This window comes from Ruegeria sp. CJ3 (assembly GCF_056536725.1).
This window is the reverse complement of sequence record NZ_JBQFQE010000003.1, coordinates 459,532-475,635: the sequence shown is the minus strand read 5'-3', so window position 1 is coordinate 475,635 and position 16,104 is coordinate 459,532. Positions and strand designations below refer to the sequence as shown.

The 16,104-nt window shown below is 53.7% G+C and carries 12 protein-coding genes; 8 read left to right on the top strand and 4 right to left on the bottom strand.

The genetic code is table 11. The annotated features are described in order from the left end of the window. Positions 1-12 precede the first annotated feature (12 nt). The 7 genes from ACR0J1_RS08145 (at position 13) to rfbA (ending at position 6,861) form a co-directional block, all read left to right on the top strand. The gene (locus tag ACR0J1_RS08145; RefSeq protein WP_480732090.1) at positions 13-888 is read left to right on the top strand and encodes a class I SAM-dependent methyltransferase; all 876 of its coding nucleotides are present in this window, start codon (positions 13-15) and stop codon (positions 886-888) included. A gap of 70 nt (positions 889-958) precedes the next feature. After that, a complete protein-coding gene (locus tag ACR0J1_RS08140) occupies positions 959-1,720 on the top strand; it encodes a glycosyltransferase family 29 protein (protein WP_480732161.1) in 762 nt (253 codons plus the stop codon). A 249-nt stretch (positions 1,721-1,969) separates the two neighbouring features. After that, the gene (locus ACR0J1_RS08135; RefSeq protein WP_480732159.1) at positions 1,970-3,268 is read left to right on the top strand and encodes a surface carbohydrate biosynthesis protein; all 1,299 of its coding nucleotides are present in this window, start codon (positions 1,970-1,972) and stop codon (positions 3,266-3,268) included. 240 nt (positions 3,269-3,508) lie between these two features. Further along, positions 3,509-4,075: a dTDP-4-dehydrorhamnose 3,5-epimerase gene (rfbC, locus tag ACR0J1_RS08130; protein ID WP_480732089.1), complete on the top strand. Its 567-nt coding sequence runs from the start codon at positions 3,509-3,511 to the stop codon at positions 4,073-4,075. Next, positions 4,075-5,115, top strand: a complete 1,041-nt coding sequence (rfbB, locus tag ACR0J1_RS08125; RefSeq protein ID WP_480732088.1) for a dTDP-glucose 4,6-dehydratase — start codon at positions 4,075-4,077, stop codon at positions 5,113-5,115. Before rfbC ends, rfbB begins: the two co-directional genes overlap by 1 nt. Further along, on the top strand, positions 5,112-5,975 hold the full coding sequence (gene rfbD, locus ACR0J1_RS08120; protein WP_480732087.1) for a dTDP-4-dehydrorhamnose reductase: 864 nt from the start codon (positions 5,112-5,114) through the stop codon (positions 5,973-5,975). The genes rfbB and rfbD overlap by 4 nt, the downstream gene beginning before the upstream one ends. A 19-nt stretch (positions 5,976-5,994) precedes the next feature. Continuing rightward, complete coding sequence (gene rfbA, locus ACR0J1_RS08115) at positions 5,995-6,861, top strand: glucose-1-phosphate thymidylyltransferase RfbA (RefSeq protein WP_480732086.1); 867 nt, start codon at positions 5,995-5,997, stop codon at positions 6,859-6,861. 189 nt (positions 6,862-7,050) lie between these two features. Here the strand turns inward: rfbA and ACR0J1_RS08110 are convergent, their stop codons facing one another. The 4 genes from ACR0J1_RS08110 to ACR0J1_RS08095 form a co-directional block, all read right to left on the bottom strand. Beyond that, entirely contained in the window at positions 7,051-7,950 is a 900-nt protein-coding gene (locus ACR0J1_RS08110; RefSeq protein WP_480732084.1) for a glycosyltransferase family 2 protein, read from the bottom strand. Next, positions 7,950-9,080 (bottom strand): glycosyltransferase domain-containing protein, encoded by a 1,131-nt coding sequence (locus tag ACR0J1_RS08105; protein ID WP_480732082.1) that lies wholly within the window; start codon positions 9,078-9,080, stop codon positions 7,950-7,952. The genes ACR0J1_RS08110 and ACR0J1_RS08105 overlap by 1 nt, the downstream gene beginning before the upstream one ends. An 841-nt stretch (positions 9,081-9,921) precedes the next feature. Beyond that, positions 9,922-10,557: a hypothetical protein gene (locus ACR0J1_RS08100; RefSeq protein ID WP_480732080.1), complete on the bottom strand. Its 636-nt coding sequence runs from the start codon at positions 10,555-10,557 to the stop codon at positions 9,922-9,924. Between the two features lie 449 nt (positions 10,558-11,006). Further along, positions 11,007-13,610 carry an autotransporter family protein gene (locus ACR0J1_RS08095; protein ID WP_480732078.1) on the bottom strand — a complete coding sequence of 868 codons (2,604 nt, stop codon included), beginning with the start codon at positions 13,608-13,610 and terminating at the stop codon, positions 11,007-11,009. Between the two features lie 395 nt (positions 13,611-14,005). Between ACR0J1_RS08095 and ACR0J1_RS08090 the strand changes: the two genes are divergently transcribed. Further along, on the top strand, positions 14,006-16,102 hold the full coding sequence (locus ACR0J1_RS08090) for a sulfotransferase (protein WP_480732076.1): 2,097 nt from the start codon (positions 14,006-14,008) through the stop codon (positions 16,100-16,102). Positions 16,103-16,104 lie beyond the last annotated feature (2 nt).

Sequence of the window (16,104 nt, the reverse complement as noted above, 5' to 3'; positions counted from 1 at the left end):
AGAACCTCGACTATGAAACACCCGCTCATGGTGCAGTTGGAACGCAGTGAATGTGTCTCGCAGAACAGATTGAAGCCGTTCTTTCCCAAAGTCCGCGATCACGATGACATCGCTGTTTTGATTGATCCTGTGACCCAGGTGATTGTTCTCTCGCGCTTCGATCACATTGACATCCAATATTACATTGAACGTAATGAGACCAATGGCACAATAGTGCAGGACTCGGTTATCAAAACGCCGAAGATGGAGGACAATGCCCGCCGGAGCAAGGTCTTCAAACCCTATATCAAAGGCAAGCGCTGGCTTGATTTCGGTAGTGGTCTGGGTGGCATGTTGGATGAGATGGCGGGTGCCGCTGAAAGTACCGTTGGTCTTGAGCCCAACGAGGAACGGGCGCATTTTTGCCGTTCCAAGGGCCACGAAATCGTGGGAAGCATCGAAGACATCGCTGACAACTCACTTGATTGCATCACGGTATTCCATACCTTTGAACACCTAACTGATCCAATCGGCACGGCAGAGGACCTTAGGCGCAAGCTGCGCCCGGGTGGCACCCTTATCTGCGAAGTCCCGCACGCCCGCGATGCTCTGATTCATACCTATGATTGCGATGCGTTCAAGAAATTCACCTTTTGGAGCGAGCATCTGGTTCTGCATACGCGCCAGAGCCTTGCCAGTCTGCTGCGATGCGCAGGTTTCAACAACATCGAAGTGAGCGGTCTGCAACGCTATCCGCTTGCCAATCATCTGTATTGGCTCGCAAAAGGCGCCCCCGGAGGTCAGGCGCACTGGAGTTTCTTAGTGTCCGAGACACTCGATCATGAATACGAAGCCCAGCTTTCTAAAATAGACCGAACCGACACGATCTTTGCAGTTTGCCAAGCGTAGATGAACGCTCGGTGCGCCGCAGAAACTTTTGCTCAGTGCCCCTCCCAACGGACGTAATTGTGTGGTGAAAATGATTGCTAGCTTTTACAGCAAGTTCAGCGAGTCTCGGGAACGATGGCGCAAACACAAAGCTGAATATGAGAAGATATTTGCCGCAGATCCGAACGCGATGCTAACCTCAGTGGAATTCTATCGATGGTATAAACGCTTCAGACGGCGCTCTGTGGTTCTGGTTGGCAATTCTCCCAACCTGCTGGGGCAGAACCTGGGTGCAGAGATTGATCGTTTCGACGTTGTCATACGGCTCAATCTTACCGACCCATCCAAAAATAGCCAGGACCTCGGCACGCGAACGGATGTGAGGTTTGTAGGCGCAACGATGCTGGAGCGCCACGTTGAGGCGATGCAGCACCTTGAACACGACACTTTTATCCTATCGTCAGAAAAGAACAGATCTTTTTTTAAAGACCAGAGCGCGGATTGTAGTTTTTATGAAAAGAAGTTTCCGAAACGAGCGTTTGATGTTCTATCCGAACAGGTGCCCGCGCTGGAAACTGAGAACAAAACAAGCAAACCACCGCGATCAGGTATCGTGGCACTGGCGATGTTGATATCTTGCACAAACGCCAAAAGCTTAACGCTCGCAGGTTTCTCAATGGAAGTGGAGGGGGCGACCACGTCAGTACGATTTTCCGACAATGCTGTAGTAGCCTACGACATGGCTAAATACACGCAGAATCATTGCGACCCAGAGATGGAAATAGATGTGTTGCAGGCACTCGCGCAGTTAGGACATATCAAATTTCTGGAGCGCGCATCATACTCGTCATAGCTTTTGGAAGCTGACAAGAATGTCTGCCGTTCGGCGTTAACGGCGCGGTGCTTTACCAAACTGTCAGCACGAGACGAACGCCTCCTTCGCATAGTTGCCTGCGCTCCATCCTCAAGGTTTTTAAGTCTAACACATCATTGGCAACGATGTATCAGTTAGCATCCGAGTGTGTATCAACTTGAATACCCAATATTTCTTTAGTGGCCTGATTTCAGGAGGCAACGTCAACCCTGGGACGTTGAAAAACGGATCTACCTCCCCATCGAAATTCAAAACCGAGAATTTGACGTGCGGCTTGACCTGACTGCAAAAATGGTCGCCAAAGACTGGGAAGTTATCCTAGGGCGGTTCAATGATGTTGTGAATCTTGCCCATCAGTTGGGAGGAGGAGTTTTACTTTATAAAGCTCATAGCGACTCCGTCATCGAGAAAAAACTCATGCCGGCAAAGAAGGTTGGGACGCGTCTCGTTTGCTTAGATGAAGAAGGTTTGATTTTCCTATCTTCGCGGTGGTATTTGCGTCATCGCATCGGTACTGGCGAATTTCTTGACCAGATTGATGCAATCTTTACTTGGGGCCCGCTGCAACACAATATTCTTGCAAATACATTTCCCCAAATTTCGACCAAATTGCACATGACAGGCAATGCTCGCATCCACCCGTCGCCGTGCAGCAAAGATCGAAAACGCGATGTAATTCTGATTAATACCAATTTCGGACCAGCGAATTTATCGAAAACCATTCGCGAGACCTATGTCGAGATGGTCGAGAAACAGAGAACGGAAACAGGGCTCGAAGATCGTCGTTTCCTCGAAAGCCGTCAGAAATATTATGGCGCGTTAATCGAGCAATACGTCGACTTCATACGGGATTTGGCGACGCAGAATAACCAGCGCGGCAAGCCATTTAAGATTGTTCTACGACCTCATCCGATCGAAGATATGATGTTTTGGGAAGACGCTATGTTTGATTTGGATGTCAAAGTTGAAACTAAGCGACCTACGACAGCGTTTTTTCCATCCTGCCACTGCATGATCCATACGGGCTGCACCACTGCGATTGAAGGTTTCATGGCTGGCGTACCCGTTATGCGGTATAATCCAATCTATCCGCAGGACAACATCCAGGAGTCAATAATTCCCAACGCTATTTCGCATGACATTGCAAATGCTTCTCAGGTATTTGACATCTCCCCAAAAGAACGAGATGTAGCGGAAAGTCTTTCGGACTACATCTATTTTGGAGAAGAGTCTCCCAACAACATTCAAGCAGACATTATCGATAATCTAGATGTCACCATGGGCAAACCTGTGCCAAACATGGGTTCAGTCGATGCGTTCTCCGACCATCTGGATGTTTTGCAATCAAAGTGCATTGCCACATATCCTCAGATGGCAAAGCGTTTCTTGGAGTCCAAAACCTTCGCGAAACGGCGCGCGCAGCTTCACCGTTGGCCGTTATTGGCGAAACAAGATCTCAAGAGTCGAAGCCCCCGCCCCTTGACCGTGAAGAAAGTAAAGCCTCAAGTCTTTCTTCTGCAGAGCTGATCTCCGCCCCAGCCTGGTTTGTCAGCCACTCAGTCGATGAAGGTAACATCTGCTCCGTTAAGCTACGACCCACCATGCAATGCAGGAAGATTGACCGTCCAGGCTTGTCGTACTTCGGGCCTTCCCTCTCTGGGGTCGTAAAAATATTGGACGTCAATTATCCCCTTGGCGGCACCGCAACACCTGCTAGAAAGTCGTCCTTGAACTTAGCACAAATTGCGGGAAAGAAAGCTAACAGCTATGGAACTAGTGTCTCTTGCCATCCCGGATATTAGGCTGATCACGCCGCGCCGTATTGGCGATGATCGTGGTTTTTTTGAAGAGACTTATAACCAGATCGACTTTACCCGCCACGGTATTGAAACAGTGTTTGTGCAGGACAACCACTCGGTTTCGAAGGCTGTGGGAACGGTGCGAGGCTTGCATTTTCAAGCGCCCCCACGGGCTCAAGCCAAGTTGGTGCGCTGCGGACGTGGGCGGCTGTTTGATGTGGCCGTTGATATCCGAAAGGGCTCACCCAGTTTCGGTCAGTGGGTCGGGGCAGAGTTGAGCTTTGAGAATGGCCGAATGCTGTTGGTTCCCGCCGGGTTCGCCCATGGATTCGTGACGCTGGAGCCGGATACCGAGATTGTCTATAAGTGTTCCGATACCTATGCGCCGGAAGCGGAGGGCGCGGTTCGCTGGGATGATCCCGATATTGGAATTGAATGGCCGCTGTATGGGGCTGAGCCGCGCCTATCAAACAAAGATAAGGTGGCACCTCTTTTGCGCGACCTGGACACCCCTTTTGCATTCGAGGCTGCCTAATGAAGATCCTTGTAACGGGTGGAGCAGGATTTATCGGTTCTGCTGTCATTCGACGGGCAATCTCGGACGGGCATGAGGTCGTCAATGTTGACGCTCTTACCTACGCGGCCTGCCTAGACAATGTGGCCCTGGTCGCGGACACGCCGGGCTACAGTTTTGAGCAGGCTGATATCCGTGACGCTGATGCGATGGCGGCAATTCTGGACCGGCACCGCCCTGACGCGATCATGCATCTGGCTGCCGAAAGCCATGTTGACCGTTCAATCGACGGTCCTGCTGCGTTTATCGACACCAATGTGACGGGAACCTATGTGCTGCTTGAGGCCACGCGCGCCTATTGGACTCGAGCGGGGCGGCCGGGAACATTTCGCTTTCATCATATTTCGACTGACGAGGTTTTTGGCTCGCTCGGTGAGAACGGGTTTTTCACTGAAGACAGCCCGTACCAACCCAATTCACCTTACTCGGCATCCAAAGCCGGGTCTGATCACCTGGTGCGGGCCTGGCGCGAAACCTATGGCCTGCCGACTGTGCTGACCAATTGTTCGAACAATTACGGACCTTATCAGTTTCCCGAAAAACTGATCCCGGTCGTCATCCTGAACGCGCTGGCGGGCAAACCTATTCCAATCTATGGGGCAGGGGACAATATTCGCGACTGGCTGCATGTGGAAGACCACGCCGAGGCCCTTCTGTTGGTTTTACAGCATGGTGAAACCGGGCGCAGCTACAATATTGGCGGCGAGAATGAGATGACCAACCTGAATTTGGTCGAAATGATCTGCGCCATTCTGGACCGGCTGAAACCGGCAGCAGCACCATACTCCAATCAGGTTACATTTGTCACCGATCGACCAGGACATGATCGCCGGTATGCGATCGACCCGACGCGCATCCGGACCGAACTTAACTGGCGCCCTTCCTACACCCCAGAAACCGGGTTGGAGCAGACGGTGCAGTGGTATCTGGACAACGGCGACTGGCTGCATGCCTTGCAAACGCGTAGTGGAGTGGGCCAGCGCCTGGGGACCGCAGGATGAAGGCGCTGGTCTTTGGCCGCAACGGTCAAGTGGCGACCGAACTGCATCGGCGCGCCCGGTTGCATGGTGTTTCACTTGTAGCGCTGGACCGCAACGCTGCTGAGCTTTCCGATCCCGACGCTTGCGCTCAAATTGTGACCCAGACCGACGCGCAGGTGGTTATCAATGCAGCCGCCTATACAGCCGTCGATCAGGCCGAAGACGAACCCGATCTGGCCCGACTGATCAACGGCGACGCTCCCGGAGCGATGGCCCGGGCCGCGGCGAAGCGCGGCCTGCCGTTTCTTCATATCTCAACCGACTACGTCTTTGACGGTTCCGGTACGCACCGGTGGACAACACTAGATCCGACGGCGCCCTTGGGTGCTTACGGCCGCTCCAAACTGAACGGTGAAGCTCAGGTGGCAGGGGCAGGGGGCTGGCATGCCATCTTGCGCACGAGTTGGGTTTTTTCCGCCCATGGTAAGAATTTCGTCAAGACCATCCTGCGGCTGGCTCAAAACCGCGACCACCTGAAAATCGTAGCTGATCAGATCGGCGGGCCGACCCCGGCGGCCGATATTGCCGACACCCTCCTGGTCATGGCCAAAGCCGGGATCACCAAAGAAGGCGGGTTGTTCCATTACTCTGGAACGCCCGATACGAGCTGGGCCGGTTTTGCGTGCGAAATTGCTCAACAGGCTGGTTTGGATGTTCAGATTCAGGACATCCAAACCAGTGACTATCCGACCTCGGCACCCAGACCCTTGAACTCAAGACTGGATTGCTCGCGGCTGGCTGATATTTTTAACATTCCGCAGCCTGATTGGAAAACGGGTTTGGGCCATGTTCTGGCCGAGCTTGCAGAAGGCGGCGACTGAAATTCTGAGAGGAACATTTATGCAGCGTAAAGGCATTATTATGGCCGGAGGGTCCGGAACCCGGCTTTATCCAATCACTATGGCGATCTCAAAGCAGTTGCTTCCGATATACGACAAGCCGATGATCTTTTACCCCTTAAGCGTTCTGATGTTGTCCAATATCCGTGAGATCGCGATCATCACGACACCGCAGGATCAGGATCAGTTTCAAAGACTGTTGGGGGACGGTAGCCAATACGGCCTGTCGCTGACATGGATCACGCAAAAATCTCCCGACGGGCTGGCACAGGCCTATACTCTGGCAGAGGGTTTCCTGAACGGTGCACCGTCTGCCATGATTCTGGGTGACAACATCTTCTTCGGCCACGGCCTGCCCGACCTTTTGCGCGAGGCGGACATTAAGGACAAGGGAGGCACGGTCTTTGCTTATCGCGTGTCCGATCCCGAACGTTACGGTGTGGTGGATTTCGAGGGCAAAAGGGCGCGTGCTATCATCGAAAAACCCAAGGTTCCACCCTCACATTATGCGGTGACCGGACTGTATTTTCTGGATGGCGACGCCCCCGCTCGTGCCCGTCAGGTGCAACCCTCGGCGCGCGGTGAGTTGGAGATCACATCGCTGTTGGAAATGTATCTGAAAGAAGAGTTGCTGGGAGTTGAGAAAATGGGTCGCGGTTTTGCTTGGCTGGATACAGGCACCCATGGGTCTTTGCTGGATGCTGGCAACTTTGTGCGCACTCTGACCGACCGGCAAGGTATGCAAACCGGGAGCCTAGATGAAATCGCCTGGGCGAACGGCTGGATCGACGACGAAGCTCTGGCCAAGCGGGCACAATTGTACGCAAAGTCCTCGTACGGTAAGTATCTCGAACGACTGCTGGATTAAGTTAGAATATCCCTTTGCGGAAGTCCCGAGGCACCCTAACTAGTAGCGGGAGGCTAGTAGGTCCGGTGTCAATTTTCGTTGTCGACGTTTCGGGCAAGTGCGCCGAGCGAGGGGCCCCAAAATTGCTCACGCGCCAAGCGCGCATTGATCGGCCTTTGATTTCCGTGCAATGAGTGGGGCCTGACGTTGTTATTGCGTTTCCTGTGTGCTGATCGTCCAAGCTTTCTCCTGAAATACATCTCGGGCAATCGAGCGAATTTCAAGCAGTATTGGATTTCGTTGCGTTCCGCGCACAGCGTTCTTTATCCGTTTCTCGCCATACAACGCACGTAGTTGTGCCTGACCATTTTCCGTGAGTTTCTTCCTTTGTTCGGAAGAATAGCTCTTTGTTTTAGCATGATAAACGAAGCAATCTGTCGCCACGGCGCACAAAAAGCCTGCCTCTTGGGCGCGTAGATTCAAATCGTTTTCCTCACCGTACCCTTTAGGAAACCGGACCTCATCGAAGAGGCCTACAGTCTCCAAAACAGTCCTTTTGATTGCCAGGCAAAACCCGTTGATTTGTTCAACGACCGGATACGTGAATCGAGTAGCAATTTCAGCGCAGAACTTGTTAATTGATTGCAGTGTCTCAGTGTCCGATTTGACCAGGTTTGGAGACGCATTCGGACCTGGCATGTCAGGAATGGACTGCCACCCACCCGCGTTCGAGAGCGGTCCCGCGATTCCAATAAGCGGGTGTGCGTGCAGACAATTGTGTATCTTGTTGATCCAATCACCCACAACGATCGTGTCGCTGTTCAAGAGAATGATTGTATCACGATCACTCTGCCTCAAACCTTCATTGGCGGCCTTGCAGAACCCGCTACCTTTGTCACGGCGGATCAAAAGTACATGGTCTAAGTTGTTAGACGCGACAGCTTCACAGAACTCCTTTGTCTGTGCTTCCGACCCATCGTCGACAATAATTAGGCGATCTTCGGGCCCGAGTGTAGGCAAGACGGATTCGAGGCAAATTTTCACATCGCCAAAGCTGTTGTGAACACAAACGATAACATCTGCAGGGGTCCTGCTTGTCGGGGTGTGCATTATTTTTTGTCCGATTTTGCGTAGTGTTTCATTCGGAAGAATTCGGCAGAACAATCAATAGTCTCAGTCAGCGGCGTAAACTTGATCTCGGGAACTTCCGCCATAGCCAGCGGAAGAGACAATTGGTCTCGTTTAGACCCCCTCGACAACAAACCCCACCACTTAGCAAACATTTTCTGCACCGCGGAAGATGATGGTCTCAGAACCATTGCCATTGTCTCATACAGGTTGTCGGTTTTTTTTCTAGAGGGGTAATCGATGCGCGCAAGATGTTCAGCGAGTTCTATCGCATTCTCCTTACCCAACCTGGCACATGCCGCAGCTTCTGAAATTATGCTGCCGCGAGAAGAGTGCTTGAAAGTTGCAAAGTCGAATGCTGTGTCGCTAATGCCTGCGATCACATCTTCAGGATCTCGACAAAGTAATACGTTTCCATCCACCCAAATAACCCATTCGAAATCTTGGAAAAAAACTGGAAGGCATAGCTTTACGAAGCGCGCCCTACGACGAGGATCGACATGGTGATACGGCGAATGAACCTGTTGCCAGCCAGAAAGTGAGTCGAATTTCCTTTCCGAGAATACGAAAAACTCCGATGCGTTCTTCCATGCTGGATCAAACGGCATCAGACCATCATAGTCACCGAAGATGGCAGTGACGACGGCGATTTTCTTTCCGCCCGAGTTTGTAATTTTGAAGGGGTCCAACACTTGGTCGTCATCGGGAGACAACGCATGTTCCCCTCGGCAACCAATTTTTATCCCGCACCGAACCACATATTCCAAACCCCAAGCAGAAAGTGACTTCCCGTCCTCCCCCGCAAGAGCGTTGTTGGGTGCGAATGCAAACTTTCGTCCTTCATCACGATAGTGATCGAAACAAGACTGTGATTGACTAAGGTTATGGGTTTGCGCGTACCAAATGGGATCTAAATTTGCGGATATTGCATCTGCTTCAGTTCGAAATTGACCGCTGGATGAAAGCTCGTCTTCGCTCAGATAGCGCCCGAACTTACTGTATTCGTACGCACGTCTTGTTTCTCGATCTGCAAAAATAATTTTCAAAGATGTCGAGATTGAATCACCCTCAACTATTTGCAAGCGCCGACGAATTGATTTCGACAGTCCCATAATGCCTCCAAGATTTACTCCTCGGTCCTATCCCTCGGCTGGCACAAGAATCAACCCGGAATCTGTTGCAAACTTTTGACCATTGAACGTCGTCGCTTTGGTGCCTTTGCGGTGAGCTGCACCACCAAGGTCGATTGCGGCGGGGTGCAGAACGAGGTGCTAGGCTCAGACCGGGGCTACAGAGTCGCGCCTAGGCTCCATTTCGGTAAGATAGGGGCAGAAGGTAGCATAGGAGAGGCCGCATTCAGTCATGTGCATATTTGATCCGAGTGCCGCTCGCACGTTTGTCACGCAGTTCTGCGATCTGATCATGAGTATAGATATGCACGTGCCTGCGAGACACCTTCTATCAGACCCGGTTTTGGAGAAGCAGGATGTGCTTGATGACAGAGAACCAGATAAGGGGCGATTTCGGCGGCCCACTACGCACTAACAATCAATTTTGACCTCCTAGGTGGGGCTGAACAACGGGAGTAGATGAACTCGCGTCCAAACCCCAAGGAGAATTAGCATTGAGGATATCTTCAACTCGCTGGAGGCAATTTTCTACTCCGAATATGGTAGGTCGGTCGTTGTTGCGGTTCGCTCTTGAGCAATCCCCCTCTCGATACACCACCAAATTGATCACTGGAATAAGCGCCTTTGGAAAGCCCGCCTGGTGACGTTTGCTCTTTTGACTTTCAGACCTTCGGGTTATGCCCCGCTTAGGATTGGCAAGGCGGTCAATGTTGGGGGTATCGTTACCGCTAGGTCAGCGGTCGGCGCAGATCATGATGCGCCCCCTCGAATCCTATAGTCGGGGGGGCTACTCGAACAGGGAACTGGCAGGGTGAAATTGAAGTTACGGCGTTTCACCACTTTCGACGAGCTCAAGCGCAAAGCTCTCTGGGCCAGTTTGGCACCTTACCTGATAGGGTTGTGGGGCAATGTAACGCCAGCCGAGATCGGCGCCGATTTCCTGAAGCGCGATTGCTTCAAATGCGAGCGGGACTGAATCCAGATAGAGAAGCGTACCAGCATGAAACGCATGAGTTTCAAACCGAAATTGCCTGATATCCGCAAAGCGCGGTGGTGCGTATCGAACAGTCAAAAAGATGATGTCTTCGCCGCAGTAGTTCGCGCGATTGAATGCTGCTAATTCCAGCTGTCCCGGCTCTTGCGGGAAAGTTTGGGTGGTGCGTATTCCAGCCGCTGGTTCAGAAAGTACGATCCGATAAACTGGTTCGCTGTCTTGCCCTTCAAAAGTCAAAACAGCTTCAAGATCATGTGTCCTTAGGCGTTGATCGTCCCATTCGTAGGTAAACAGTTTTTGACCATCCCCCAGTGCGATTTCCTGAGCAGACAGCGCCGAAGCCGCCATTAATGACAAGGATATCACCAGAAGGGTCTTCACTGATCTTCGAAACCAACGCGCAGCGTTGGAGGATTTGCAAGCATTCGAGAATGTCCCCTCGCCGTGTGTTTTTCCAACGGCCATCTTAGCTGTCTGCGGCTCTATTGATAATAGCTCTTATCGCAGCGGTGGTGCTTTGGGCAATGCGACGATCCGCGAGAACGCTAAGACTGCTATTAACCCAGAATAGTGTGGCTGAGCGCGCTCCATGCTAAGGCTCTGAAAGAAAGTCCGGGTCCTGCTCGAAATTGATAGCCTCTCGGAACAACGCCTGATGATTCCTCGAGAAGTCGCGATAGTTTGCTCTCCCGGTAAGATGCTTCGGACCAAGTTCCCGAAAATGCCAACTCTCGTAAACCCAAGAAACAGGTGCGTGCTTGTCGTCAGATATCCGGGCCGATGCAGTTGGGATAACTGCTGACGATCTAAAGACGCAAGAACAGGTGTCCGCTACAGCCAGAAACTCTGTCCCGACCATCCCCAGGGCGGTTTCTGCGGCACCGCTTAGAAGGGTGCCGCAGACAGGGTCGTGGTTAGAATGACCAGCGCAGCCCGGCGCGCAGGAACGGGCCCTGCGCGTCGCTGCCGATTTCCTGCTCGGCATTCAGCTCGAACAGCATGTCCTGAACCACCTCTTTCTCGAAGCCGATCCCGGCGCGGGCGCCAGTGAAGTCGGTCGAGGCAAAGACCAGCGACTGGGTCGTAGAGAACACGGTCACATCCGTTTCACTGGTTCCCAGATCACGCCGCAGAATACCGCTCAGCTGCGCGCTCAGAATGCCGCCGTTTTCGAACTGCCTCTCGATCTCCATACCCAGCTGAGCTTCGACGACCTCGGTGGTGACATCGCCGACTGTGGCGTTGGCGGCCGACCGTGTTTCGGTATAGCCATCGTCTTTCTGGTTGGTATAGCGGGCGCTTGCAAAACCAAGCAGTTCGAAATCGCCACTCACGTTGAAACCACGCTCAACCGCGACATGCGCCGTCAGCAACCTGCTGTTATAGTCGGCATGTGCATCGTCGCCGCCGCCGATATGGCGCGTGCGATCCGTCGAGAGCCAGCCATAGCCAAGCCCCGCCTCGAGCGTATAGCCACCAAACTGACGGCCCACCGCAGCGTCCAGGTAGAAGCCGGTCGTATCAAAGTCGGTCGAGGGGTTGTCGCCGTCCGCCGTGAACACGCCCATGCCAACGGCCAATGCAAGGCCATTGTCCATCCGTCCGCTAAAGCCGGCGCTGCCATTCAGCAGCGATACGTCCGTCTCGGCACCGGAATCCATGTCGAATTCGCGATATTCCCCGTTGATCATCGCATAGGGCCGGAAGCCGAACGCGGTTGCGCCCTGCGCGACCTGCGGTGATGACGCATAGTTCAGCGCGTTGCCGCTGGTGCCGACCACACTTCCGTAGAAGGCCACGATATCGCCCGAGAACGCGATGTCGTCCGCATCAACAGCCGCATAAACCGGTGCCGATCCGCCCTCATCGTCGACAAACCAAGCCGAGCTTTCGTCGGACACGGTTGTCACGAACGCGCCTGCGCCGGGGGCCACATCTTCAAAGCGGAACACGGCGCTGCCGCCCTGCGCGTCGAGATTGACGTTGTGCGCGTTGACCCGGATGATGCCCTGGGCGTCATCCTTGGTGTCGCCGTTGAGCGTGCCCGAACCCGTTCCCAGATAGACGGCATAAACCTCGTCATTTCCCGAAACGCGAATGGTCCCCAGATCGTTGATCGTGCCATCGAAATTGTCGAACTGAATACCTGCCGCGCGGGCTCCGGTGGCGCCGGTTGCATGGGCGGTGATCTCTCCGGTGTTCGAGAATGAGCCCTGCATGTCGTCGACGTATACGCCATATGCTTCGGCCTCGGAATCGTGCGAGATCGCCGTCGCGGTGATGATGCCGGAATTGGTGATAGTCCCACTCAGGTCATCGGTCAGATACAAGCCGGCTGCCGTGGCAGAGTCTTCGGCCGCCTCGGCGCGCAGCGTCATGGTCCCCGAGTTGATGATTGATCCCGAGACGTCATCCCCGATATAGATGCCCGTCGCTGTTGCTTCGCTCGCGGTGTTAAGCGACTCGGCGGTACCGGTAATGGTGCCCGAGTTGATCACGGTTCCGGATACAAGACCTTTTAGATACATACCGCCCGCGTAGGCTTCATCGTCGGTATCGGCACTTGCAAAAGCGGTGATTGTACCACTGTTGATGATGGTCGCGCCTTCAAGCACATCATCATCGACGTGGATACCATAAGCCGAAGCGTCGGATTCAACCGCAATTGCTGTGACCTTGACCGTACCGCTGTTTTCAATCCGGCCCGACAGATCACCATCGACATGAATACCATAAGCCGTCGCTTCGTAAGTTTCCGGAGCCGACGCCATGATATCCAGCGTGCCCGTGTTCACGATCACACCGGCCGCATCGCCATCGACGTAAATCCCCGAAGCAGACGCGGTACTGTCGATCTTGGTTATGGCGACGGATTTGATGGTACCGGAGTTTAAAATCTGACCCGTTTCCAGCAGATCATCCTCGACATAAATCCCCCACGCATAGGCATATTCGTCGGCGAATGATCTCGAGCGGATATCAATCGTACCCGTGTTTTTGATCAGGCCCCCGGCATCGCCATCGACAGCGATGCCATAGAGTGACGCGGTGCTTCCAGCAGCGGTGTCGATTAGCCCATCGAGCTTGATCGTGCCGGTGTTGATGATTTCACCGGTCTCAGTAAGGTCGCCGTCGACATAGATACCCCAGGCCTCGATGTCGTCATTCGTCGATTCCACATCAATCTCGATGGTGCCGTTGTTCACGATTGAACCGGCAACGTCACCGTTGACCTGTATCGCATAGATATCCTGCGGATCCGACCCCGTGATATCCAGCGAGATGGTGCCGTTGTTCACCAGTTCACCGCCTTCAAGCAGATCCCCATCCAGCCGCAGGCCTGTCGCGGTATCGGTATCGGACGCAACGACCGAAATTGTCCCGTTATTGGTTGCTGTGCTGGAATAATCCGTCGCAATTGTAAGGGCAGCGGCGGCCGTGGACGTGATCTCGATCGCGCCGCTTTCGGTTATCTCGTGATCCCTATCGGACGAAGTGGTAAGAGGGGTCGTGACCACCGTCGAAATCGTGTCCGCGTATACCGCCCCGGTGGACAGCGCGATCATCGATACCTGTGCCAGCAACGCAGCGGGTGCCGCACTGACGATTTGACCTTTCCATTTGAAAAGGCGCCCCCCACGGAGCTTGGAGGCGTCCGCCCCCGATCCATTGTTAGACATATACTATCCCGTTAGATTTTTTTGTCTTTTTTGTTCGAAGCTCGCCGCGCCTACGCGATCGGCTCCGCTTACAAGCTGTTAAAAAGCCGTTAACAAATATGCAATCTACCAGTTTTGCATTGCATAAGATGATCGGTTGCTGTTGGAAATCCGTAGGAAAACTGCAACACAATGCGGCAACTTTGCGGCGTAGAGATTAAGCCTTCGTCGCGCGCCAGTCCGGAGTTACTTGGATGTCAAAGAACCAGACCCTGCCCGTCGGCGAGGCCTACAATCAGGGGCTTCAGGCCTATGAAGCGGGGCAGCTGAAACAGGCGGTAAATGTCCTCAACCAGGTTCTGCAGGCGGCCCCCACCTATGCGCCCGCGCATCAGCTTCTTGGCGTGATCGCGTTTCAGACGGGTCAGCCCGGCCCGGCTGAACATGCCATGCGCGAAGCGATCCGGCTGCAGCCGGACAATGCCGGGTTTCTGGCGAATTTCACCGAGGTGCTGCGCACGAACGGAAAACCTGAAGAGGCAATCAAGGTCGGCAAACGTGCAGTTCAGCTTGCCCCCGGTGTTGCAAGCGCGCATTCGAATCTTGGGCTGGCCTATTACGATATGGGCGACCTGTCCGAAGCCGAGGCGTCCCAGAAAAGAGCGCTGGCGCTACAGCCCGATCTTGTCGCAGCATTGAACAATCTTGGCTCGATCGCCCGCGACAACGAGGATCAGGCGGGGGCGATTTCTTTCTATCGTCAGGTTCTTGAGGTGCGCCCTGATCACCTGGAAAGCGTCAACAATCTGATATCCGTTCTGATTGAAGCCGAGGCCGCCGACGAGGCGCAGGTGCTGGCCGATGACTACCTTGCGCGCGGCAGTGTTTCCGCGGAACTGCATCGCAATCGCGGGCGGCTTCATGTCTTGCAAAGCGAATGGGACGAGGCCGAACGCCGGTTCCGCAATGCGATTTCGCTGGATGATGCAAAGCCCGAATCTTATGTCGGCCTTGCACAGGTCCTGACCGAAAAAAACCTGCATGATCTTGCCCTTCTGGAGGCTGAGAAAGCGCAGCGCATAGATCCCGGGCACGCGCCGGCCTATCACTATATCGCCGTCTGTAAATCGCATCTGGGCGACATAGATGCAGGCTTTGCCAATTACGAAAAGACACTCGAGCTCAAACCGGATTTTGCCGCTTCGATGATCGCCTTGGGCCATCTGGAAATGGAGCGCGGCAATTTTGATGCGGCCCGGCGCTGGTTCAACAAGGCTGCGGAAAAAGAGTCCGCGCGGATGAATGCTCAGATCGCGCTGGTCCGGCTGGACAAGGTCACCGAAGACAACCCCGATTTTCAAGCATTGCTGACGGCATTGCCCGAGGCCGAAAAGATGCTTCCCGAACAGGCGGTTTCGTACCATTACGCGCTGGGAAAGTGCTATGAGGACCTCAAGCACTATGACAAAGCGTTTCCGCATTTCGCAAAGGGGGCTGCGATCAAGCGCAGCACGATCGATTTCGATGCTGACGAGATCGAGGAAACCGCCGGGGACCTGATTTCGAGCTTTACGCCGGAGCTGATTGCCGACTTGCGCAAAAGCGCCGTCGACAGCAGTCAGCCGATCTTTGTCGTGGGTATGCCAAGATCGGGGACCACCCTGACCGAAGCAATCCTTGCCAGCCATCCGGATGTTTTCGGTGCCGGAGAGCTGAGCTATTTGCACAAGCTTTTTGCCGATCAGCAGCGCGGCGGCAACAAGAAGACCGGCAGCCTGATCGCCAGCCTGTCAGAGAGTGAGCTTTCAAGACGTACCCAACGGTATCTCCAGCAACTCGATGCGCACGCACCTGGAAAACCACATATCGTCGACAAAATGCCTGCCAACTTTCTAATGGTTGGCTTGATCCACGCGGTCATGCCCAATGCACGGATCGTGCATATCGCGCGTAACCCATTGGATACGTGCCTGTCTTGTTTCACCCGGGTGTTTCAGCGCAGCCAGCTTCACAGCTATGATCAGGTCGAGCTGGGCCGGTATTTCAATGCCTATGTACGTGTTATGCGACATTGGAAGGCTGTGCTGCCAGAAGACAGTTTCCACACAATTCACTATGAAAATCTGATCGAAGACATCGATTCCGAAGCACGACGCCTGATCGCCTTTTGCGGTCTCGAATGGGATGATCGTTGTCTCGAGTTCTACAAAGGAACGCGCCGCGTTCGCACCGCAAGCGTTCAGCAAGTGCGCCAACCGCTGTACCGCTCGTCAAAAGAGAAATGGCGCAACTACGAATCTCACCTTACACCGCTGATCGAGACGATCGGAGACACAAAAATCTCGTTCTGACA

What these genes read in the sequence shown, in the direction of transcription:
- ACR0J1_RS08145 (WP_480732090.1), top strand. Translation starts at nt 13, where the DNA reads ATGAAACACCCGCTCATGGTGCAGTTGGAACGCAGTGAATGTGTCTCG.
- ACR0J1_RS08140 (WP_480732161.1), top strand. Translation starts at nt 959, where the DNA reads ATGATTGCTAGCTTTTACAGCAAGTTCAGCGAGTCTCGGGAACGATGG.
- rfbC (WP_480732089.1), top strand. Translation starts at nt 3,509, where the DNA reads ATGGAACTAGTGTCTCTTGCCATCCCGGATATTAGGCTGATCACGCCG.
- rfbB (WP_480732088.1), top strand. Translation starts at nt 4,075, where the DNA reads ATGAAGATCCTTGTAACGGGTGGAGCAGGATTTATCGGTTCTGCTGTC.
- rfbD (WP_480732087.1), top strand. Translation starts at nt 5,112, where the DNA reads ATGAAGGCGCTGGTCTTTGGCCGCAACGGTCAAGTGGCGACCGAACTG.
- rfbA (WP_480732086.1), top strand. Translation starts at nt 5,995, where the DNA reads ATGCAGCGTAAAGGCATTATTATGGCCGGAGGGTCCGGAACCCGGCTT.
- ACR0J1_RS08110 (WP_480732084.1), bottom strand. Translation starts at nt 7,950, where the DNA reads ATGCACACCCCGACAAGCAGGACCCCTGCAGATGTTATCGTTTGTGTT.
- ACR0J1_RS08105 (WP_480732082.1), bottom strand. Translation starts at nt 9,080, where the DNA reads ATGGGACTGTCGAAATCAATTCGTCGGCGCTTGCAAATAGTTGAGGGT.
- ACR0J1_RS08100 (WP_480732080.1), bottom strand. Translation starts at nt 10,557, where the DNA reads ATGGCCGTTGGAAAAACACACGGCGAGGGGACATTCTCGAATGCTTGC.
- ACR0J1_RS08090 (WP_480732076.1), top strand. Translation starts at nt 14,006, where the DNA reads ATGTCAAAGAACCAGACCCTGCCCGTCGGCGAGGCCTACAATCAGGGG.